Origin of the sequence: Vibrio aestuarianus, from assembly GCF_012395185.1 — a bacterium.
Classification (GTDB): Bacteria; Pseudomonadota; Gammaproteobacteria; order Enterobacterales; family Vibrionaceae; genus Vibrio; species Vibrio aestuarianus.
The window spans coordinates 1-19,596 of record NZ_JAAZTU010000050.1 but is presented as its reverse complement, the minus strand read 5'-3'; the positions used below and the strand labels follow the sequence as shown (position 1 = coordinate 19,596).

Here is a 19,596-nt window from a genome sequence, read left to right as displayed (position 1 = left end):
ATAGAAGTTCACGAACTTCCATTTCTACTAGCTCTAGAAGCTCTTCATCGTCAACCATGTCACATTTGTTCATGAATACGATGATGTAAGGAATACCAACTTGGCGACCAAGTAGGATGTGCTCACGCGTTTGTGGCATTGGGCCATCTGTTGCCGCAACAACTAGGATACCGCCGTCCATTTGCGCAGCACCTGTGATCATGTTTTTAACATAATCCGCGTGTCCTGGGCAGTCTACGTGTGCGTAGTGACGTGCTGGAGTATCGTACTCTACGTGAGAAGTATTGATTGTAATACCGCGCTCGCGCTCTTCTGGAGCGTTATCGATAGATGCGAAGTCTTTCGCAACACCACCGTACACTTTTGCAAGTGTAGTACAGATAGCAGCAGTTAGAGTTGTTTTACCGTGGTCAACGTGGCCGATAGTACCAACGTTTACGTGCGGTTTCGTACGTTCAAATTTTGCTTTAGACACGATCGTGTTCCTTCCTAGTTATGATTCGCCTTGAGTCACATATAGCTCAAGACGCGCCAGAAATTGCTATTTTATGCGCCAACTCTCGTCAGCGCAATAGATTCGTTATTAAACAAATAACTGTTAAGTGCGCTCTGCAATAATTGCTTCTGCAACATTCTTCGGCACATCAGCGTACTCAGCAAACTCCATAGAGTAAGAAGCACGGCCCTGAGTGGCAGAACGTAAGTCTGTTGCGTAACCAAACATTTCAGATAGAGGGACTTTAGCATGGATAATTTTTAGGCCAGCATGACCTTCATCCATACCTTCAATCATGCCGCGACGACGGTTTAAGTCGCCAACAACATCACCCATCCAATCTTCTGGAGTGGTTACTTCAACTTTCATCATTGGTTCAAGAAGAACAGGTTGCGCTTCTAAAGCACCTTTCTTGAACGCCATCGACCCAGCAATCTTAAACGCCATCTCGTTTGAGTCGACATCATGATATGAACCATCGAATAATGTCGCTTTGACATCCATAATAGGATAGCCAGCTAACACACCGTTGTTCATTTGCTCTTCGATACCTTTCGCAACCGAGCTGATGTATTCCTTAGGAACCACACCACCAACGATTTCGTCGACAAAGACAAAGCCTTCACCGAGTTCCGCAGGTTCAATCTTAAGCCAAACGTGACCATATTGACCACGACCACCAGATTGACGAACGAACTTGCCTTCAACTTCCGCTTTACCACGGATAGTTTCGCGATACGCCACTTGTGGCTTACCGACGTTGCAATCAACACTGAATTCACGCTTCATGCGATCAACGATGATGTCTAGGTGAAGCTCACCCATACCTGAAATCAATGTTTGACCCGTTTCCTTGTCGGTTTCAACACGGAACGATGGATCTTCTGCAGCCAGTTTACCTAGAGCAATACCCATTTTTTCTTGGTCTGCTTGAGAGCGAGGCTCTACCGCAATTTGAATTACAGGCTCTGGGAATTCCATGCGCTCAAGTACCACTTTATGGTCTTGATTACACAAAGTATCACCAGTAGTGACATCTTTAAGGCCAATCGCTGCAGCGATATCGCCAGCGCGAACTTCTTTAATTTCTTCACGCTTATTGGCGTGCATTTGAACGATACGACCAAAACGCTCACGCTTTTGTTTCACAGAGTTGTAAACGGCATCGCCTGAGTTTACGACTCCAGAATAAACACGCATAAACGTTAGTGTACCAACAAATGGGTCTGTCGCAATTTTAAAGGCTAACGCTGCAAATGGTTCGTTGTCGTCAGCATGACGCTCAACTTCATTGTCATTGTCATCAAGACCTTTAATTGCTGGAACATCAATTGGCGAAGGCAAATATTCGATTACTGCATCAAGTACGGCTTGAACACCTTTATTTTTGAAGGCACTGCCACACGTAGCTAATACAATTTCATTATTAATGGTACGAGTACGTAATGCTTGTTTAATTTCCGCTTCCGTCAACTCACCTTCTTCAAGGTATTTATCCATTAACTCTTCACTTGCTTCAGCCGCTGCTTCAACAAGGTTATTGTGCCATTCTTCAGCAAGTTCTTGCATGTCAGCCGGAATGTCTTCGTATGTAAACGTCATGCCTTGATCGGCTTCATTCCAGTTGATTGCTTTCATCTTGATAAGGTCGATGACACCTCTGAACTCTTCTTCTGCACCAATATTCAATTGGATAGGAACAGGAGTCGCACCAAGACGATTTTTAATTTGGTCTACAACACGTAAAAAGTCTGCGCCAGCACGGTCCATTTTATTAACGAACACCATGCGAGGAACACCGTATTTATCAGCTTGACGCCATACAGTTTCAGACTGAGGTTCAACACCAGATGAGCCACAGAATACAACCACTGCACCATCAAGCACACGAAGTGAACGCTCTACTTCGATTGTAAAGTCAACGTGTCCTGGGGTATCAATGATGTTTACGCGATGATCTTGGAACTGTGCTTCCATACCACGCCAGAAGGTTGTTGTAGCAGCAGATGTGATAGTAATACCACGCTCTTGCTCCTGCGCCATCCAGTCCATGGTTGCAGCACCATCGTGAACTTCGCCGATTTTGTGAGAAAGGCCAGTGTAGAACAGAATACGTTCAGTAGTGGTTGTTTTACCTGCATCTACGTGAGCACAGATACCGATGTTACGGTAGCGCTCAATAGGAGTTTTACGAGCCACGATTGTATCCTCTTACTAAGGTATCCCTTAGAGTATAAAGATGTGCTGCGAGAGAAACTCGCAGCACTAAAGGTATTACCAGCGGTAATGAGCGAATGCTTTGTTCGCTTCTGCCATGCGGTGAACGTCTTCACGTTTCTTAACAGCAGAACCTTTGTTTTCTGACGCATCTAGCATTTCAGCAGCTAGGCGAGCAGCCATAGATTTTTCACCACGCTTACGCGCAGCATCAACTACCCAACGCATAGCAAGTGCGTTACGGCGAACCGGACGTACTTCTACAGGTACTTGGTAAGTTGAACCACCCACACGGCGAGATTTAACTTCTACCGCTGGACGTACGTTTTCAAGAGCTTCTTCAAATACAGCTAAGTGATCTTTACCAGATTTCTCAGCCATAGTGTCTAGTGCAGTGTAAACAATTTTTTCTGCAGTAGATTTTTTACCGTCAACCATAAGAATGTTAACGAATTTTGCCAGCAGTTCAGACTTGAACTTTGGATCTGGAAGGATCTTACGCTGACCAATAACGCGACGACGTGGCATGGATATTCTCCGTTGTCTTTTTCAGGTTATCCAAAACTTTTCAGTTTCTTCAAAAATTAAATAATTTAGTGTTTGGCCTTACTTAACGGAAATCCATTAAGACTTAGGACGTTTCACACCGTACTTAGAACGAGCTTGTTTACGGTCGTTAACGCCTGCACAGTCAAGTGCACCACGAACTGTGTGGTAACGAACACCCGGAAGGTCTTTAACACGACCACCACGGATTAGAACAACTGAGTGCTCTTGAAGGTTGTGGCCTTCACCGCCGATGTACGATGTTACTTCGAAGCCGTTTGTCAAACGTACACGACAAACTTTACGAAGTGCTGAGTTAGGTTTTTTAGGTGTAGTAGTGTAAACACGAGTACATACACCACGTTTTTGTGGGCACGCTTCTAGTGCTGGCACGTTGCTTTTAACAACTTGCTTTGCACGAGGCTTGCGTACCAACTGGTTAATAGTTGCCATTAACTAGCTCCTGAATTTACTTAAAGTAAGCTTTGTGAAAAATCTAGTCCCTACGTACTTAGTACAAATAGGGACGCAAAATTCTATGCAGCAGTGAGAGGTGTGTCAAGAAATATACAGATCTTTTTTAACCACTAAAAAAGGCTGTTGATTTTTTAGATATAAAATCAACAGAAAAACATTACCAAGTTATTGATTTGTCATGTTTAACGGTTAAATCAACAAAGCCAGAAAAATTGACTTTCATCATATGAGGCGAGCTAAGATCTTCCACACCTCGCGCTGCGAGATCCTCGGAAAGGACATAAACCTTCGTTAGATCGATAATTTGCCCAAAATGCATAGCGTTTGGGTTGGACATGTATACAGCATCTTCAATCAAAAGTATCTCATCTTCATCGGTAGAATATCGCTGTACTAATATCATTTTAGATGCGTCTTTTACGATATGAAGCATTTGCTCTCCTTAGAAGGTTAACACTTGATCACACTGTGCCAATAATTGTGCGATTTGCTGGGGAGATACCTTTTGAGCATCGATCACCCGACTAGCATCCCCTAAGCCAAATTCATCAATACTTTGCTGGCAAAGGTAGATTTGTTCAATATCGTATAGGTCGAGTAATTTGAATGCGCTGATATAGTCGCGGCTCAATACCTGTTCGGGTGATTGACTGGCGATGAGTTGAGTAACGCCTGGACCAACAAAAAAAAGGACAATATCATCATTGTACGCTGACGCAGCGAGTAAAGCATCTAAGCCTTCTCTTCCTGCCGACGTTGAATGAGGAGCCGATTGAAAAACAAAACCTAATTTTTTCAAAACTGTACCACTCTATTTTGCGTCAGTAATGCTTCGGCCAAACTCCCTAAACCAGCTTGCTCAAAGTTATCCGCTAAATTATGCGTAGCAAGTTGATGTTGTTGCGCTTCACTATCACTGATAATGCCACGGCGGAGCGCCGCCGCCACGCAAGTTTCTAATTTAACGTTATGCTCTAGCGCAAGCTGTTGCCAAGCTTTGACTAAATCAAACTCATCGTTAGCTGGAGCGGTAATCGACGAACCATTAAGCACACCATCTTGATAAAAAAAGACGCTCGATAGGGTGTGGCCTTTTTCTATCACAGCACAAGCAAAGCGATAAGCACTGCGCGCTGACTGAGAGCCATAAACCGCCCCATTGACCAGTAGCGTATAAGTCAACGTTTGGCTCACTACGATTCTTCTCCAGTCTTACGCTGGCGAATGTAGAGGTACACGGTATGCTTGGAAATATTCAGTCGGTCAGCAACACGGTTGATGGCATCTTTGATATCAAAAATACCTTTGTCATACAACTCCATCACGATCTGACGGTTTTTGGTGTTGTTAGATACCGACTTGTCTGCATTGATATCTTCAATCGTGCGCTCAACAGTTTGATCCACCAGCTCTTCAACGTCGCTAGCAAAGTTCACTGAAGACGCCGCTTCTTGCGCTTCTTGTGTTGGCATGAAAGATTGCAGAACCTGAGAAAATGGTGCATCTAGGTTGACGTTAATACACAACAAACCAATAACTCGATTATCACCATTACGGATTGCCACTGTAATGGACTTCATCAACACGCCACCTTTGGCTCGAGTAAAGTAAGATCGAGAGAAGTTGCGCTCTGAACCTTCAATATCTTTTAGCATACGCAGTGCTAAATCGGTGATGGGTGAACCAACTTGACGCCCTGTATTCTCACCGTTAGCGATTTTGATAGCTGATGTATTGAGATCTTCCAATGAGTGCAGCACGATCTCACAGAAAGGGCCAATCAAACTAGCAATACCATCCACGACGGCTTCATAGGAACGAAGAATAATTTTATCGTGCTCACTAAATGGCATCACATGTACGGATTCCATTTCAAGCAACATCTCCGCATTTAGAGTTTCTGTCATTGTCACTGTTATCTAGCCTTAGTGCGAAAAATCAACAAATTGATGTAAGTTTATCAGAAAATTTTAATTTTAAACCTAGTTAAGTCTTGAGCAAGTGATTTAGAACAACTAATCAGAGTATGCGGTTCAAAGAAAAGGGCCTGATAAATTCAGGCCCTTAGCGTAATAATGACGTTGAAAAGCAATTATTTTGCGGCTTCGTCACCGTTATCAATCTTCAGTAATTCAACTTCAAATACGAGTGTTGAATTAGCAGGAATGGTTGGTGTGTCTTGTTCGCCATAGGCAAGCTCAGGTGGAATAACAAACTTATACTTAGAACCCACTTGCATTAACTGTACGCCTTCAGTCCAACCTGGAATAACGCGATTTAGCGGGAATGTAGCTGGTTCGCCACGGTCGTAAGAACTGTCAAACTGTGTACCGTCTGTAAGAGTACCTTTGTAGTGTACTTGAACAGTATCGGTCTCTTTGGGTAATTCACCAGTGGCTGGTGTCATTACTTGATAAAGTAAACCTGACTCTGTTTTCTTCACGCCTTCTTGCTTTTCAAATTCAGCACGGAACTCATCTCCTGCTGCTTTTGCAGCTGCCGCTTTTTCAGTAGCTTGAGCTTTCATCGTTTCTGCAACACGCTTATCGAGCGCTTCTAAAGCGGCACGAGTTTCTTCTTCACTTAGCTCTGCGTTACCCGCAAAAACGTGCTCGATACCTTTAAGTACAAAAGCTTTATCAAGATTGATGCCAATTTCACTTGGTTTCTCAATGCTTGTACTCAAGTAATTAGCAAAAGAAACACCAATTGCGTAAGCTGCTTTGTCATCTTCAGTTTTAAAGTGAACCGTTTTTCCGGTTTCAGCTTGCACTTGTTCTGCCGCTGGTGCTGCTTCAGTTTTTGGTGCTTCATCTTTCTGGCAGCCAACTGCTAGCATTACGGTTGCCGCAAGCAGTGACACTTTAAACAATGATTTCATTTATTTCTCCAATTTGTAGGCAAACCTTTTGTTATTGTGCACAAATCTCAGAGAAAGACTGGTGCACAAAACAGAGTTGTACCAATATAACGGTATGTTGATCGATTGTCTTTACACTCAAAGCGGATAATTAGACGTCATGCGGATAATTTCTCATTCAATCCTATGCTGCATTGTCATATTGATGTTAAATGGTTGTTTTTTCTCTAACAACGACGTGCAACGCTGGGAACTAGAACCGAATGGATCTACCAGCTTCGGCCTCAGCCGTGATGGTCGTTTTGCGCTTATCTACTCCAAACAAAAACAATTGGTTTTGTGGGATCTTGAACAAGATAAAATGCTCGCAGACCTAGGGCCTCAAGACCCTCAAGCAAATACTGTCTCACACATTCGCATCTCCGATAATGGCCGTTTCGCTGTCACCGCAAGCCAAATTAATTTTGCGGTATGGGACTTAGGTTGGACACAAGCACAGGGCTTATGGTCCATCTCTGACGGCCTCATTCGAAGTATTGATATATCAAATGATGGCGAACAAGTACTACTTGGTTTATCCAATGGTAAAGCTATTTATGTGGACTTAGTCAGCGGTCGCCGCCTAGAGTTCCTTGCTCATAGAGAAAAAGTCAATTCTGTCGCCCTATCTCCCAATGGTCGCTTTGCTCTCACTGGTGGCAATGATTATTTCGCTTATCTTTGGGATACCAAAACAGGTCAAATTTTGCGCTCTTTTGAACACGAACAACGCGTCAACCGAGTTGCTCTACAACGAGATGGTTTGATGGCATTTACTTCCGATGGTGGTAATCAATCCGTTATTTGGGATCTAACTTCTGGAAAAAAAATAGCGCAATTGAGTAGCTTTTCCAGACAACTGATTTTCACAACCGCGCGTTTTTCCGATGACGGCTCCTTGTTAGTGACTGGTTCACCCTCTAGCCAAGTAGCTATTTGGAATGCTAAAAACGGTAAAAAGCAGCAAGGATTCGAGGTTGAACCGTTAAAAGATGCCCGTCCACCACGAGCTGTAGTGTATGATGCGGCCTTTGACCACCAGCAGCGAGTCATTACTGGTACATCAGCAGGTATTGCTCAAGCATGGAAATTAAACGATTAGTGATAAGTGATGAACGATAAAAATATGCAGCAATTAGAACAGCGTGTTAATGACTTAGAATGCCAACTGGCTTTTCAAGAACAAACCATCAATGAACTCAATGATGCTCTGACACAACAGCAAATGTTGATCACTAAAATGCAAGATCAAATGAAATACATGGTGGGTAAAGTGAAGAATATGGATACCTCTAATTTGGCCGACGCCTCAGAAGAGACACCTCCTCCTCACTACTGATTTCTAGCTGGCAAAGTAATAAGCTATTATTCCGCCTGCCACCACCAAACAGCCACCGATTCTACGCAATTGGTTATTGGGCTGCAGGCTAAGCTCTGCAACCATTTTACGCCAACCGTTGGGGGCGATTAGCGGTCCAAGACCTTCCACAATTAGCACCAAACCTACCGCAAACCAAATTGAATTAGACATAGTATTATCTCTATCGAACAGCGAAATATTATCCCAACAAACAACAAAGGCTCCGAGAAGGAGCCTTTGATTAAACAACTAACGATTATTTAGCTGCAACACCACTGGTGTTATTCATGTATTTGAAGAAATCACTCTTAGGATCCAACACTAGGATATCGCTTTTCTCACTGAATGATTTTTCATACGCTCTCAAAGAACGTAGGAAACCGTAAAATTCAGGATCTTTGCTGTAAGCATCAGAGTAAATCTTCGCTGATTTTGCATCGGCATCACCACGTGTTACACGTGCAGTTTTATCCGCTTCAGCTAAAATTGTCGCCACTTCAAGCTCTGCTTGGGCACGAATGATTTCAGCTTTCTCACGACCTTGAGAGCGGTGTTTACGAGCAACCGATTCACGTTCAGCACGCATACGACGGTAGATAGACTCACTGATCTCATCAGGTAAGTTGATTTTCTTCATACGGAAGTCAACCACTTCAACACCCAAATCTTTCATAGCGCTTTCGCGAGTATCAGTCAGTACGTCTTCCATAATCTGGTCACGCTGACCATCAATTTCCAACGCTTGCTTAGCCGCTTCAGTCGTCACCACTTCCGCATCGGTACTGTCAGGCAACACATCTTTATTGCGAGGACCTGAAACGATTTGCTTAATTTCACGCGAACCGATTTCAGAACGAAGAATATCCGTCACTTTACGCTCAAGCAGTGCTTCTGCTGTTAGTGCATTACCGCCACCTGTTGCCAAGTAGTATTGACCGAAATCTTCGATACGCCATTTTACGTAGGTATCAATGATCACGTCTTTTTTCTCAGACGTGACAAAGCGGTCAGAACGGCCATCCATAGTTTGAATACGTGCGTCTAATGTTTTCACACGGTCAAACAGTGGCATTTTAAAATGCAAGCCAGGCTCGTAGATACGGGCAATTTCGTTATTGTCTTTCAATACTCGACCAAAACGAACCACGATTCCACGCTCACCTTCAGGGATGACAAATAATGACATCAGCATCAGAACAAGTGCAATCACCAATACAGGGATCATTAACTTACGCATTATTAGTATCTCCCTTGACGTGTACTTGTTGAACGAGACTGAGCATCAGTGTCAGCCGCCGTATCGGTACGCTGAGATTCAAGCTCGATCTGATCATACGCTGATGATGATTTCGCTTGACGTTTAGTCTCTGATTTTTCCTGACCGGCTAATTTATCAATCGGCAAGTACAACAGATTACCGCTAGATTCAGAATCAATCAGCACTTTAGAGGTATTAGAATACACTTCTTCCATCGTATCGAGGTAGAGACGATTACGAGTAACCTCTGGAGCTGCATTATATTCAGGCAACAGTTTCTCAAATTGAGCCACTTGACCTAATGCTTCATTGATTGTGCGCTCAGTGTAACCTTGTGCTTCTTTCTTCAAACGCTCAGCTCGGCCGGTTGCTTTCGGCAGAATTTCATTTTTATATGCTTCGGCTTCACGGATGAAACGCTCTTCATCTTCTCGTGCAGCAATCGCATCATCAAATGCATCTTTTACTTGCTCTGGCGGACGTGCAGATTGGAAGTTGACATCAACAATCATCAAGCCCATATCATAGCTGTCGATGATTTGATTTAATGTCGCTTGAGTGCTTTGACGAATTTGTTGACGACCACTGGTCAAAATACTATCCATCAATGAGTCACCCACGACAGCACGTAGCGCAGAGTCAGTTGCTTGGCGTAAGCTATCGTCAGCATTCGTAACACGATACAAGTACTTGTATGGATCAGAAACGCGATATTGAACATCCATTCCTACTGTCACTACGTTTTCATCTTTGGTCAGCATAAGGCCAGATGCACGTAACGAGCGAATAGCTTCAACGTTAACCGCTGACACTTCATCAATAAAACGAGGACGCCAGTTTAGACCAGGATCAACGATGCGATCATACTTACCTAAACGCAGCACTACACCACGTTCGGCTTCACCAATAGTATAGAAACCGGAAAAGAACCATACCGCCACAGCAATAGCAGCAATGACACCAAAGCCAATTGCACTACCACCAGAGAACGAAGGGCCTTTACCACCTTTCTTACCAAACTTTCCACCCAGTTTTTGGCTCAGTTTATTAAAAACTTCGTCCAAATCTGGTGGTCCTTGATCACGGCCACCGGAGTTTTTGTCACCACGATTATTATTACCCCAAGGGTCATTATCGCGGCCATTGTTGCCGTTGTTATTACCAGGCTCATTCCACGCCATTAGAAAGCTCCATCATTTGATATGACGTTATACTGTAGCAGTCCTTTAAGTAACTATAAAGTCACGCAAAACTGCTTCTTCTCTTTTTTCTAGTCTAGACCAATCGACTTGCTGCATTCGAATATGAATCACTAAGTTGCCTTCTGGGTCATATTCTTCTTGTTGAATACATTTCATTTGTGAAAATGTACTACGAATGCGTCCTTGATGCAGTGGTGGGATACACAGTTGATATTGAATCACCTGACTAGCTAGTCGCTCCGTCAGTGCTTCGAAAAGCAGGTCAATACCTTGACCATCCATTGCCGATACCCATACTGTTCGGGGAATCCCCTCATCATCTCTTTCAATTCGAGGTTGTTGGCCTTCTAGATTGTCGATCTTGTTCATAACGACAAGAGTTGGCACCTCATGGGCATCAATTTCTTCTAATACATCATGAACAGCTTTGATATTCTCACGAAAACGCTCATCACTGGCATCAACAACATGTAACAAAATGTCAGCTTCTTGAGTTTCTTGTAACGTGGCTTTGAACGCTGCAACTAAATCATGCGGTAGATGACGAATAAACCCTACCGTATCCGCCAAAATAGCGGTACCCACATCGGCTAAATCAATTTTACGCAGTGTTGGGTCTAACGTTGCAAACAGTTGATCTGCTGCGTATACACCCGCTTCGGTAATTCGATTAAATAAGGTCGATTTACCCGCATTGGTGTAACCCACCAGGGAGATTGTGGGAATTTCAGCTCGATTTCGAGCTCGGCGCCCTTGTTCTCTCTGCTTCGCGACTTTTTCTAAGCGACGTAATATCGCTTTAATGCGCTCACGCAATAATCGTCTGTCGGTTTCTAACTGGGTTTCGCCTGGACCACGCAAACCTATCCCACCTTTTTGGCGCTCAAGGTGCGTCCAGCCTCGAATTAATCGAGTTGAAAGGTGACGTAACTGCGCCAGTTCAACTTGCAACTTACCTTCATGGGTTCGAGCGCGTTGAGCAAAAATATCGAGGATAAGACCAGTACGATCAATCACTCGGCATTGGCACAAATGTTCTAGGTTACGCTCTTGAGCTGGAGAAAGGGCATGGTTAAAGATCACCACATCAGCTTCAGTTGCCTGCACTGCTTGGGCGATTTCTTGGGCTTTGCCTTCACCGACATAATATTTAGGGTGTGGAGTTTGACGACTGCCAGTAATCACTTGCAGTGTCGACACTCCAGCAGAAGAAACTAGCATTTCACATTCGCTAAGATCTTCCCACTCACCCTTATGCGTGAAGTTGATATGAACAAGTACGGCTCGCTCACCGGCTTCGTAACGGTCAAACAAGCAACCAACTCCTTTGTAAATAAACGATGCTAATCAGAGGATTAATCTTCTGATTTGTCTGATGGTCGATCAGATCCAGTACGCGGTTCCGCGGTATGGTGGCTCACTGCACGTGCAGGAACAACCGTAGAAATTGCGTGCTTGTATACCATCTGATTAACTGTATTTTTCAGTAGGATCACGAATTGATCGAATGATTCAATCTGACCTTGAAGTTTAATACCGTTCACAAGATAGATCGAAACGGGAATGCGCTCACGACGTAGTGCATTTAAGAATGGGTCTTGTAGAGATTGCCCCTTAGCCATTTTATTTTCCTTATTTGAATTTTGTTGTAGTTATTTAGCTAGTGGTGCACTGCATTATTTGTGCGGCCTTTGCATCTGAGCTAAACGAATAAAAACCCCGTGATTACTTGTTATGGAGATGAATGCATCCAAATTCAAGTAACGGATCCTTTACAGGGTACATCACGCAAAAGCGATCACATTATACACAGCTAATTCAGTCAGATGCTATCGCATTTGAGAGAGTTTCTACTGCATGATCAATGTTTTCGCTATCTAACCAAGTTAAATCATCCCAGCTGCGTAACCAGGTGATCTGACGCTTGGCCAATTGACGGGTTGCACAGATTCCACGAAATACCGCTTCATCCAATGTACAATTCCCATCCAAATAGTCCCACATTTGTCGGTAGCCAACACAGCGAATGGATGGCAAATCTGGATGAAGATCTTTTCGAGCGTAGAGCGCTCTCATCTCATCTTCAAATCCAGCTTCGATCATTTTTTCAAACCTAAGTTCGATCCGACGGTGGAGCTCAGCCCTTTCCTTGGGAGCTATTGCAAACTGCTTAACTCGAAATGGCAGGCTTTCACCTTTGGTTTGAGTTAGCTCAGTAAGAGTTTTACCTGAAATTCGATAAACTTCCAATGCCCGCGACAATCTTTGTGGATCATTGGGGTGAATTCTGTCAGCTGAAACAGGATCAATCTCTTTCAGCTGATCGTGCAAAAAGCTCCAGCCATGTGCTGCTTCTTGCTCAATCTGTTGTCGTATTTCTGGGTTTGCAGCCGGAAGTGGCGACAACCCCTCTAGTAGAGCTTTGTAATACAACATAGTTCCCCCGACCAATAGAGGAATTTTTCCTTGTGCGGTAATGTCATGCATGGCTTGTAGAGCGTCACGACGAAAATCAGCCGCCGAATAAGCTTCACTAGGATCGAGAATATCAATCAAGCGATGAGGAGCGAGCGCAAGTTCACGTTCATCGGGCTTCGCCGTACCAATATTCATACTCTTATAGATCAGAGCCGAATCGACACTGATAATTTCAACTGGGTATTTCTGACGCAAACGGATCGCAACTTCAGTTTTACCCGATGCGGTTGGCCCCATCAAAAATAGAGCAAGTGGTAGTGTCTGATTCATCATTACTTTAATTATTTATGCTAACAACGCAGCAATCGTGGTGGAAAAATCAACCGGCTGAACAAAACGAGTATCGTGTAAAGGCAGTTTGCCCTGCCAAAGCTGTTCCAATTCCGAAATCATTTGAATCGCTTCCGATAAAGTGTAGTCACTTTTTACTTCAGTTGTTTGCTGGGCAAGCCAATCGGCTAAAATATCCGCTTTTATTTGCCCGCCAGATTCATTCAAATTTAAGGAGGCGTAAGATAACAGATCTGGAATTAAGTGTTGCAGATTTTGCTGTCGAAGTGGCTGAGGGACTCCCATCACCATCATGTTTTGCGCATTACGTTCTTTTAACTCAATTCCCAACTCACGGAGTACAGGTTGACACAGGGCAAGTGTTTTACGTTCTGGTTCAGACAATTTCAGTGACAGTGGCACTAGCAGTGGTTGGCTTTTTAACTCTCCAGCGGCAGTATTAAGTTGCCCTCTAGTTTTAAGCCATGCCCCTTTGATAAGAGAAAGTAACACCACACCTTGTTTAGACCCCATCAGCAAGTATTGGCCTTGAATAACAGAAATCGCCTTACCTAGTTGCTCTAATTTTAGTGGTTGATTAAGAGTTTCAGGCAGCTTCGCTGGAATTGGCGCAGCTGGTACGGGTTGAACGGTTTTCATCAACTCTTGGTATGCCTTCACTTCCACTTTAGAAGGTGACGGCTGTGGTGAGCGCTCATAATTCGAACGAGACGTACTTTGGGTAGCAGTTTGCTGCCACTCACTACGTTTAGGAGCTTCTTGAATAGAATGTATGGCTGTAGCCGCTACCTCTGCATAGTTACTATCGGCCTTACGGGGATATGCAGGGACTTTATCCACTGCCCGCCCTATCTGCGCAGCTAGGTCAGTGTCACTCTTTTCTATTTCTCTATTTTCAGCGCCTTTGTTTGCTAGCTCAACACTGGGGTGATGAAAGGCTGACTGGTTAACTTCAGGCTCTGTGATATGTTTGCTTTCAGCAAGCGCGCTACTTAATGCCTGGTAGATAAAATCATGAACTAGACGAGCTTGATGAAAACGCACCTCATGTTTTGCAGGGTGCACATTGACATCAACTTGATGCGGATCTAACTCGATAAACAGTACATAAGTTGCAAATTGATCCGCTTTTAAGCTGGTCTCATAGCTCTGTCTGATAGCGTGATTAATCAATTTATCACGCATCATACGACCATTCACATAACAATACTGTAAGTCACTCTGCTGACGAGCCCCTTCTGGGGTTGTTATCCAACCGTGTAACTTTAGCCCTTGATGTTCAAGTTCAATCCTCAGCATGTGACGCACAAAGGCATTACCACACACTGCAGCAATTCTTTTTTCTTCCTGAGATGTAGTTTTAGCGGCGCGGTACTGTCGCACCATTTTACCGTTATGGCGTACATTGATTGTCACATCAAAACGACTCAAAGCGATACGTTTTAGCAGTTCATCAATATGCGTAAATTCTGTTTTTTCGGTGCGAAGAAATTTACGCCGAGCTGGTGTATTGAAGAATAGGTCTAACACTTCGACTGATGTACCGATCGGATGCGCGGTGGGTTCAAGTTTCACCGCCATATCTCGCCCCTCACTGTGCGCTGCCCACGCTTGTTCTTGTGTCGCCGGACGAGAGGTTAAGGTTAGCCGAGAAACCGAGCTAATACTGGCCAGTGCTTCACCACGAAAACCTAAACTGACAATCGCCTCTAAATCATCTAGGGTGTGGATTTTAGAGGTGGCATGGCGACTTAATGCTAATGCCAATTCCTCTTTATCAATCCCAGTGCCGTTATCACGAACACGAATCAGCTTAGCGCCACCTTTCTCGATATCGATATCGATACGGGTAGCACCAGAATCAAGGCTGTTTTCTACCAACTCTTTTACTACTGATGCAGGCCGTTCTACTACTTCACCAGCAGCAATTTGGTTAGCGAGACGAGCCGGTAGAATTTTAATTACCATAATGATTATCTACTTATTGGGAATGATCAGCACTTGACCAATCGCCAGTTGATCTGATCGCAATTGATTGGCTTGGCGAATACTACTAATCGATACTTGATACTGGTTAGCAATTTTGCTCAAAAACTCCCCTTTTTGCACTTTGTGCTTGCGAAGTGGTTTGTCTTTTAAGCTCACCGTTATTTTCAGTTTTTGCCCTAGCTTTAATGTGTCAGAACGCAGTTTATTTTCTCGTTTGATTTCTTCAACACTCACTTTGTAATTAGCAGCTATCTTTCCTAAGTAATCACCAGATTTAACCACATGAGTAATGGTTTCTGTCTCAACAGGGTTATTCACCACCGGCACTGAGATTGGTGCAGAAGATCCGGGAATACTCAATACTTGCCCAATGGCTAAACTCGCGCTTTTGAGGTTATTTGCTGTCATTAAAGCTTGCGTTGAAGTGCCGTATTTCTTGGCAATCACAGATAAAGATTCACCGCGTTGGACTTTATGCTTTTGCGCTTTGCCACGGTTAGCAAATAGAGTGCCTTCTGGTGGGTTCTCTTCAAAATATTGCACGATAGCTTTTGCCAATGCACGGGCTAACTTATCTTGATGGCTACGTTGGAATAATAGCTTTTCTTCTGTTGGGTTCGAGATAAAACCAGTTTCCACCAAAACCGATGGAATATCAGGTGATTTCAATACCGCCAAACTTGCGTTTACTGGCTCCTTTTTATGTAAGTGAGCCACTTTCCCCATCTCTTTGAGTAGATGAGTCGCCACTTTGTAGCCTTCTTTTTGCGAATGACTAAATTGTAAATCCAGTAAAGTTTGGCTGACATTACGATCGCTATTATTTTTTGCCAACACTTGTCCTGCTCCACCAAGCAATTCCGATTGCTCTTCGTGGTTTTCGACCCAACGAGCAATTTCGCTATTCGCACGCTTAGTATTCAATACAAATACCGAACCGCCTCTTGGTTGTGGCGTATGGAAAGCATCGGCATGGACTGACACTAAAAGATGCGCTTTATTGCGCCGCGCGATTTCTGAACGTTTGTTGAGGTTAACAAAGTAATCGCCACCACGAGTCAGAACCGCTTTCATTCCCGGTACAGCATTAATTTGGTCGGCAATTTTTTTGGAAATACTCAGCGTGGCATTTTTTTCATATTTACGAGTAGGACCAATTGAACCAGGGTCTTCGCCACCATGCCCAGCATCGATCGCCACTACAATATCGGCTGTACCTAATAACTGTGAAGCATCACGACTAACCTGAGTATTGCTAGCTGGTTTTGCCGACGCTTTTTCACCCTGCTCGCCATGGGGTAAATCAACCACTAAACGATGCCCATATTGACCACCGGGCGTCGGTGAAAGTTTGAAAGGTTGCGGATTAACCTTACGCTTAAGTTCGAAAACCAAACGATAGGTGCCTTTTTCTGGGGGAGAACTACTGCGGATCTGTTTAAGAATCGGGCTATCGGAAACCTGTAAAGGTAATTTAGTACTGAGTGTCGTTTTTTTTAAATCCACAACCAGCCGCTCAGGACTACTAAGTGTGAAGTAACTGTAATCTGCTTCGTTTTTAAGATCGATAACCACCCGAGTTTCATCAGGAGAAGGCCAAACACGTACCCCTTCTAAAGCATTCGCCCAAGCCGTTGATGTGAATAACCACCCGCTGCAGCAGGCAAGCGATATAACAAAAGTTCGAAATAAATTAGCGCTCAACATAACTCCAATTGGCTAAGTAATGCCGTTCCATAATGGCTATTAGCGGTTAACATCGCTTGTCGTTGCTCACCATCGTAGCGTAATTCAATGTCTAAGTCCGATGTAGGCAGTAAGCCATAGCCTCTCTCCGGCCACTCAACAAGACAAATAGCATCATTGGTGAAGTAATCTCGGATACCCATGAATTCAAGTTCTTCAGGATCAGCCAAACGGTAGAGATCAAAGTGATAAACTTGCCAATTCGCAAGTTGATAAGGTTCAACGAGTGTATAAGTCGGGCTTTTGACGTTACCGACATGCCCTAACTGGCGAATAAAACCACGGCTGAATGTTGTTTTTCCTGCACCAAGATCGCCATGCAAATAAATGGTTGTCTGCTCGGAACACAGTATCGCTAGCTCTGCACCTAATTTTACCGTTTGCTGTTCGTCTTTTAAGGTAAAGATCTTCGTGGTCATGAATTACAAGCTCTCTAGTGTCGGTAGTTGACTATATAAAAATCAAAAGAACTCGAATAGTAAACTGGGTTGGAATTGGGAGACAAGATCTCTTCTGTAAGTAAAAAGAAAAAACTCTGCCTAAATGTCAGTTTAATCGATAAAACTGACGATCATTCGCTAGATCCTTCATTCATGATCCGTTAAGATCCCGCCCCCTTTCCGATGAGCTCGTTGATCATGAATTATCAAGCACTGGCAGACAATATAAAAATGTGGGCACGTGAACTTGGCTTCGAGAAAGTTGGGATCTGCGATGTTGATCTTAGCGAACATGAATCAACGCTGCAAAAGTGGTTAGATGCTGGCTATCACGGTGAAATGGACTGGATGGCTCGCCACGGCATGATGCGAGCAAGGCCTGATGAACTACTTTCGGGAACGGTGCGTGTTATCAGCGCACGCATGAACTATCTCCCTCCAGAAGCTCGCTTTGCCAGTAACCTGAATAACCCTAACCATGCCTATATCAGCCGTTATGCGCTGGGTCGTGATTATCATAAATTGGTCCGTAACCAGTTAAAAAAGCTAGGTGAAAAAATTGAGCAAGAAGTTGGCGCGTTAGGCTATCGACCCTTTGTTGACTCAGCCCCAATACTTGAACGACCGCTTGCCCAAAAAGCAGGCCTTGGTTGGACAGGCAAACATTCACTGATTTTAGATAAAGACAGCGGCTCTTGGTTTTTCCTTGGTGAGTTATTAATTGACCTACCCCTGCCGATTGATAAACCAAGTACAGACCAATGCGGTAAATGCAGCGCTTGTATAACATCATGCCCAACACAAGCAATTGTGGAAGCTGGTGTGGTAGATGCGCGCAGATGCATCTCTTATTTAACCATTGAGTATGATGGCATTATTCCTCATCAATTTCGCCAAGCAATGGGCAACCGCATTTATGGTTGCGATGATTGCCAGTTAGTTTGCCCTTGGAACCGGTTTTCAGATCTAACTAAAAAAAGTGATTTCCATCGTCGCAATGTGTTCAATGAGCCAGATTTAGTCGAGTTGTTTGCATGGAGTGAAGATAAATTCTTACGCAATATGGAAGGTTCAGCGATTCGTAGAATTGGCCACCAACAATGGCTACGTAACATCGCGATAGCGTTAGGTAACGCACCTTATTCCGAACACATTTTGACAGCATTAAAAACCAGGATGGGAATGTCAGAACTGTTAGATGAGCATATTCTGTGGGCAATCGAAGAACAAGAACAGAAACGCTCTCGCGCCCTAGGGCAATCCAATCTCAAACATCAGCGGCTAATAAGAATTATCGAGAAAGGGCTACCACGTGATGCATGAGCGCCAAACGTTTGCATAGCTGATCGGCATTTACTTTGACATGCATCTCAAAATATAGCTATGTGGACAAAAATTTAAACACAACGCTGTTTTCTATAATCGAGAAAAGTTAGTCACATCTTCAATAAATGATAAGGATCAAAGATTCATTCATTAACGATCCTATCAATGAGCATATCCAACATAGAAAAAACCGACAAAACCGACAAAAATCAATGACTTGCACTAAAACAGAATAAATGCATGAGTTGAGGTGCAATAGAAAGATCTTTTAGTTTTACTTCATACCATCATTAAAAAACACGTTATTCACCAAGTTATCCACAATTATTTTTTGTGGATAAGTCTGTTAGTGAAAAGCCACAAGCGCCCGTGAGTCACTAGGTTTCATTGATGTTCACTGTGTATTGAAGTGCAATACTGAAGTTATTAAGACGAAAACAAATCCGCAATAGTTGCAGATTATTTATAATTTTTTGGGGTGATGCTTCACAGCATTAAAGAAAGAGCATAGACCATATTTGGTCCAAGTTCAGAGGCTAGTCTGAAGGAAGTTAGAGCGACAGCGACACACGAGGTTCACTTTCTTTATACAAAAAGGCGTTTCCTCAACCTTAACTAGGTTGTGCGGCGCTATTCTTTTCTTCGAAAAGAATTTGGAGCGACACACGAGGTTCGAACTCGTGACCTCAACCTTGGCAAGGTTGCGCTCTACCAACTGAGCTAGTGTCGCATGATTAAACGCTATTGCACTTAATCGAAATTGGTTGCGGGGGCTGGATTTGAACCAACGACCTTCGGGTTATGAGCCCGACGAGCTACCAAGCTGCTCCACCCCGCGTCCGTATTTCATCATTCAAAGCATGATGAGCGC

General features: G+C 43.7%; 21 protein-coding genes and 2 tRNA genes. 3 read left to right on the top strand and 20 right to left on the bottom strand.

Translation table 11 applies throughout. From position 1 onward, the window contains the following. The 9 genes from HGG78_RS17395 to fkpA form a co-directional block, all read right to left on the bottom strand. Window positions 1–475, bottom strand: a 475-nt coding sequence (locus tag HGG78_RS17395) for a GTP-binding protein (RefSeq protein WP_172533633.1), incomplete at its 3' end; no start/stop codon positions are given. A 123-nt stretch (window positions 476–598) separates the two neighbouring features. Beyond that, a complete protein-coding gene (gene fusA, locus HGG78_RS17390; RefSeq protein WP_053309843.1) occupies window positions 599–2,695 on the bottom strand; it encodes an elongation factor G in 2,097 nt (698 codons plus the stop codon). Between the two features lie 75 nt (window positions 2,696–2,770). Further along, window positions 2,771–3,241, bottom strand: coding sequence for a 30S ribosomal protein S7 (gene rpsG, locus HGG78_RS17385; RefSeq protein WP_053309842.1), 471 nt, complete (start codon window positions 3,239–3,241; stop codon window positions 2,771–2,773). A gap of 96 nt (window positions 3,242–3,337) precedes the next feature. Beyond that, a complete protein-coding gene (gene rpsL, locus HGG78_RS17380) occupies window positions 3,338–3,712 on the bottom strand; it encodes a 30S ribosomal protein S12 (RefSeq protein WP_005595139.1) in 375 nt (124 codons plus the stop codon). A gap of 181 nt (window positions 3,713–3,893) precedes the next feature. After that, entirely contained in the window at window positions 3,894–4,169 is a 276-nt protein-coding gene (gene tusB / locus HGG78_RS17375) for a sulfurtransferase complex subunit TusB (RefSeq protein ID WP_053309841.1), read from the bottom strand. 9 nt (window positions 4,170–4,178) lie between these two features. Continuing rightward, window positions 4,179–4,535 (bottom strand): sulfurtransferase complex subunit TusC, encoded by a 357-nt coding sequence (tusC, locus tag HGG78_RS17370; RefSeq protein ID WP_172533632.1) that lies wholly within the window; start codon window positions 4,533–4,535, stop codon window positions 4,179–4,181. Then, entirely contained in the window at window positions 4,532–4,930 is a 399-nt protein-coding gene (gene tusD / locus HGG78_RS17365) for a sulfurtransferase complex subunit TusD (RefSeq protein WP_372586283.1), read from the bottom strand. The genes tusC and tusD overlap by 4 nt, the downstream gene beginning before the upstream one ends. Then, on the bottom strand, window positions 4,930–5,649 hold the full coding sequence (locus HGG78_RS17360; RefSeq protein WP_053309838.1) for a helix-turn-helix transcriptional regulator: 720 nt from the start codon (window positions 5,647–5,649) through the stop codon (window positions 4,930–4,932). The genes tusD and HGG78_RS17360 overlap by 1 nt, the downstream gene beginning before the upstream one ends. Window positions 5,650–5,828: 179 nt before the next feature. Then, window positions 5,829–6,617: an FKBP-type peptidyl-prolyl cis-trans isomerase gene (gene fkpA, locus HGG78_RS17355; protein WP_171981012.1), complete on the bottom strand. Its 789-nt coding sequence runs from the start codon at window positions 6,615–6,617 to the stop codon at window positions 5,829–5,831. A gap of 139 nt (window positions 6,618–6,756) precedes the next feature. On the opposite strand from fkpA, the gene HGG78_RS17350 reads away from it, so the two are divergent. Together HGG78_RS17350 and HGG78_RS17345 are read left to right on the top strand one after the other, a co-directional pair. Continuing rightward, entirely contained in the window at window positions 6,757–7,737 is a 981-nt protein-coding gene (locus tag HGG78_RS17350; RefSeq protein WP_171981013.1) for a WD40 repeat domain-containing protein, read from the top strand. Window positions 7,738–7,746: 9 nt separating this feature from the next. Continuing rightward, window positions 7,747–7,974 (top strand): SlyX family protein, encoded by a 228-nt coding sequence (locus HGG78_RS17345; RefSeq protein ID WP_053309835.1) that lies wholly within the window; start codon window positions 7,747–7,749, stop codon window positions 7,972–7,974. 3 nt (window positions 7,975–7,977) lie between these two features. Here the strand turns inward: HGG78_RS17345 and HGG78_RS17340 are convergent, their stop codons facing one another. The 9 genes from HGG78_RS17340 to tsaE all read right to left on the bottom strand — a co-directional run bounded on the left by HGG78_RS17340 (window position 7,978) and on the right by tsaE (window position 17,378). Next, entirely contained in the window at window positions 7,978–8,166 is a 189-nt protein-coding gene (locus HGG78_RS17340) for a DUF2065 domain-containing protein (protein ID WP_171981014.1), read from the bottom strand. 85 nt (window positions 8,167–8,251) lie between these two features. Continuing rightward, on the bottom strand, window positions 8,252–9,232 hold the full coding sequence (gene hflC, locus HGG78_RS17335; protein WP_053309833.1) for a protease modulator HflC: 981 nt from the start codon (window positions 9,230–9,232) through the stop codon (window positions 8,252–8,254). A 2-nt stretch (window positions 9,233–9,234) separates the two neighbouring features. Continuing rightward, window positions 9,235–10,434 carry an FtsH protease activity modulator HflK gene (gene hflK, locus HGG78_RS17330; RefSeq protein WP_168523606.1) on the bottom strand — a complete coding sequence of 400 codons (1,200 nt, stop codon included), beginning with the start codon at window positions 10,432–10,434 and terminating at the stop codon, window positions 9,235–9,237. A gap of 45 nt (window positions 10,435–10,479) precedes the next feature. Beyond that, entirely contained in the window at window positions 10,480–11,769 is a 1,290-nt protein-coding gene (gene hflX, locus HGG78_RS17325; protein ID WP_053309831.1) for a ribosome rescue GTPase HflX, read from the bottom strand. A 41-nt stretch (window positions 11,770–11,810) separates the two neighbouring features. Next, window positions 11,811–12,077 (bottom strand): RNA chaperone Hfq, encoded by a 267-nt coding sequence (hfq, locus tag HGG78_RS17320; RefSeq protein WP_053309830.1) that lies wholly within the window; start codon window positions 12,075–12,077, stop codon window positions 11,811–11,813. A 196-nt stretch (window positions 12,078–12,273) separates the two neighbouring features. Continuing rightward, entirely contained in the window at window positions 12,274–13,203 is a 930-nt protein-coding gene (gene miaA / locus HGG78_RS17315; protein WP_172533635.1) for a tRNA (adenosine(37)-N6)-dimethylallyltransferase MiaA, read from the bottom strand. A gap of 15 nt (window positions 13,204–13,218) precedes the next feature. Then, a complete protein-coding gene (mutL, locus tag HGG78_RS17310) occupies window positions 13,219–15,192 on the bottom strand; it encodes a DNA mismatch repair endonuclease MutL (protein WP_172533631.1) in 1,974 nt (657 codons plus the stop codon). Between the two features lie 9 nt (window positions 15,193–15,201). Further along, window positions 15,202–16,920, bottom strand: a complete 1,719-nt coding sequence (locus tag HGG78_RS17305) for a LysM peptidoglycan-binding domain-containing protein (protein ID WP_053309827.1) — start codon at window positions 16,918–16,920, stop codon at window positions 15,202–15,204. Further along, a complete protein-coding gene (gene tsaE, locus HGG78_RS17300; RefSeq protein ID WP_172533630.1) occupies window positions 16,914–17,378 on the bottom strand; it encodes a tRNA (adenosine(37)-N6)-threonylcarbamoyltransferase complex ATPase subunit type 1 TsaE in 465 nt (154 codons plus the stop codon). The genes HGG78_RS17305 and tsaE overlap by 7 nt, the downstream gene beginning before the upstream one ends. Window positions 17,379–17,597: 219 nt before the next feature. On the opposite strand from tsaE, the gene queG reads away from it, so the two are divergent. Next, window positions 17,598–18,722, top strand: coding sequence for a tRNA epoxyqueuosine(34) reductase QueG (gene queG / locus HGG78_RS17295; RefSeq protein ID WP_172533634.1), 1,125 nt, complete (start codon window positions 17,598–17,600; stop codon window positions 18,720–18,722). Window positions 18,723–19,379: 657 nt separating this feature from the next. On the opposite strand, the gene HGG78_RS17290 is transcribed toward queG, so the two are convergent. Next, a tRNA-Gly gene (locus HGG78_RS17290) sits at window positions 19,380–19,455 on the bottom strand. A gap of 31 nt (window positions 19,456–19,486) precedes the next feature. Continuing rightward, window positions 19,487–19,563 (bottom strand) — tRNA-Met (locus tag HGG78_RS17285). Window positions 19,564–19,596: the final 33 nt, after the last annotated feature.

Coding starts and splice junctions, on each gene's coding strand:
- hflC (WP_053309833.1), bottom strand. CDS start 9,232: ATGCGTAAGTTAATGATCCCTGTATTGGTGATTGCACTTGTTCTGATG.
- queG (WP_172533634.1), top strand. CDS start 17,598: ATGAATTATCAAGCACTGGCAGACAATATAAAAATGTGGGCACGTGAA.
- HGG78_RS17350 (WP_171981013.1), top strand. CDS start 6,757: ATGCGGATAATTTCTCATTCAATCCTATGCTGCATTGTCATATTGATG.
- HGG78_RS17345 (WP_053309835.1), top strand. CDS start 7,747: ATGAACGATAAAAATATGCAGCAATTAGAACAGCGTGTTAATGACTTA.
- hflK (WP_168523606.1), bottom strand. CDS start 10,434: ATGGCGTGGAATGAGCCTGGTAATAACAACGGCAACAATGGCCGCGAT.
- hfq (WP_053309830.1), bottom strand. CDS start 12,077: ATGGCTAAGGGGCAATCTCTACAAGACCCATTCTTAAATGCACTACGT.
- mutL (WP_172533631.1), bottom strand. CDS start 15,192: ATGGTAATTAAAATTCTACCGGCTCGTCTCGCTAACCAAATTGCTGCT.
- tsaE (WP_172533630.1), bottom strand. CDS start 17,378: ATGACCACGAAGATCTTTACCTTAAAAGACGAACAGCAAACGGTAAAA.
- rpsG (WP_053309842.1), bottom strand. CDS start 3,241: ATGCCACGTCGTCGCGTTATTGGTCAGCGTAAGATCCTTCCAGATCCA.
- miaA (WP_172533635.1), bottom strand. CDS start 13,203: ATGAATCAGACACTACCACTTGCTCTATTTTTGATGGGGCCAACCGCA.
- HGG78_RS17340 (WP_171981014.1), bottom strand. CDS start 8,166: ATGTCTAATTCAATTTGGTTTGCGGTAGGTTTGGTGCTAATTGTGGAA.
- tusB (WP_053309841.1), bottom strand. CDS start 4,169: ATGCTTCATATCGTAAAAGACGCATCTAAAATGATATTAGTACAGCGA.
- fkpA (WP_171981012.1), bottom strand. CDS start 6,617: ATGAAATCATTGTTTAAAGTGTCACTGCTTGCGGCAACCGTAATGCTA.
- HGG78_RS17305 (WP_053309827.1), bottom strand. CDS start 16,920: ATGTTGAGCGCTAATTTATTTCGAACTTTTGTTATATCGCTTGCCTGC.
- rpsL (WP_005595139.1), bottom strand. CDS start 3,712: ATGGCAACTATTAACCAGTTGGTACGCAAGCCTCGTGCAAAGCAAGTT.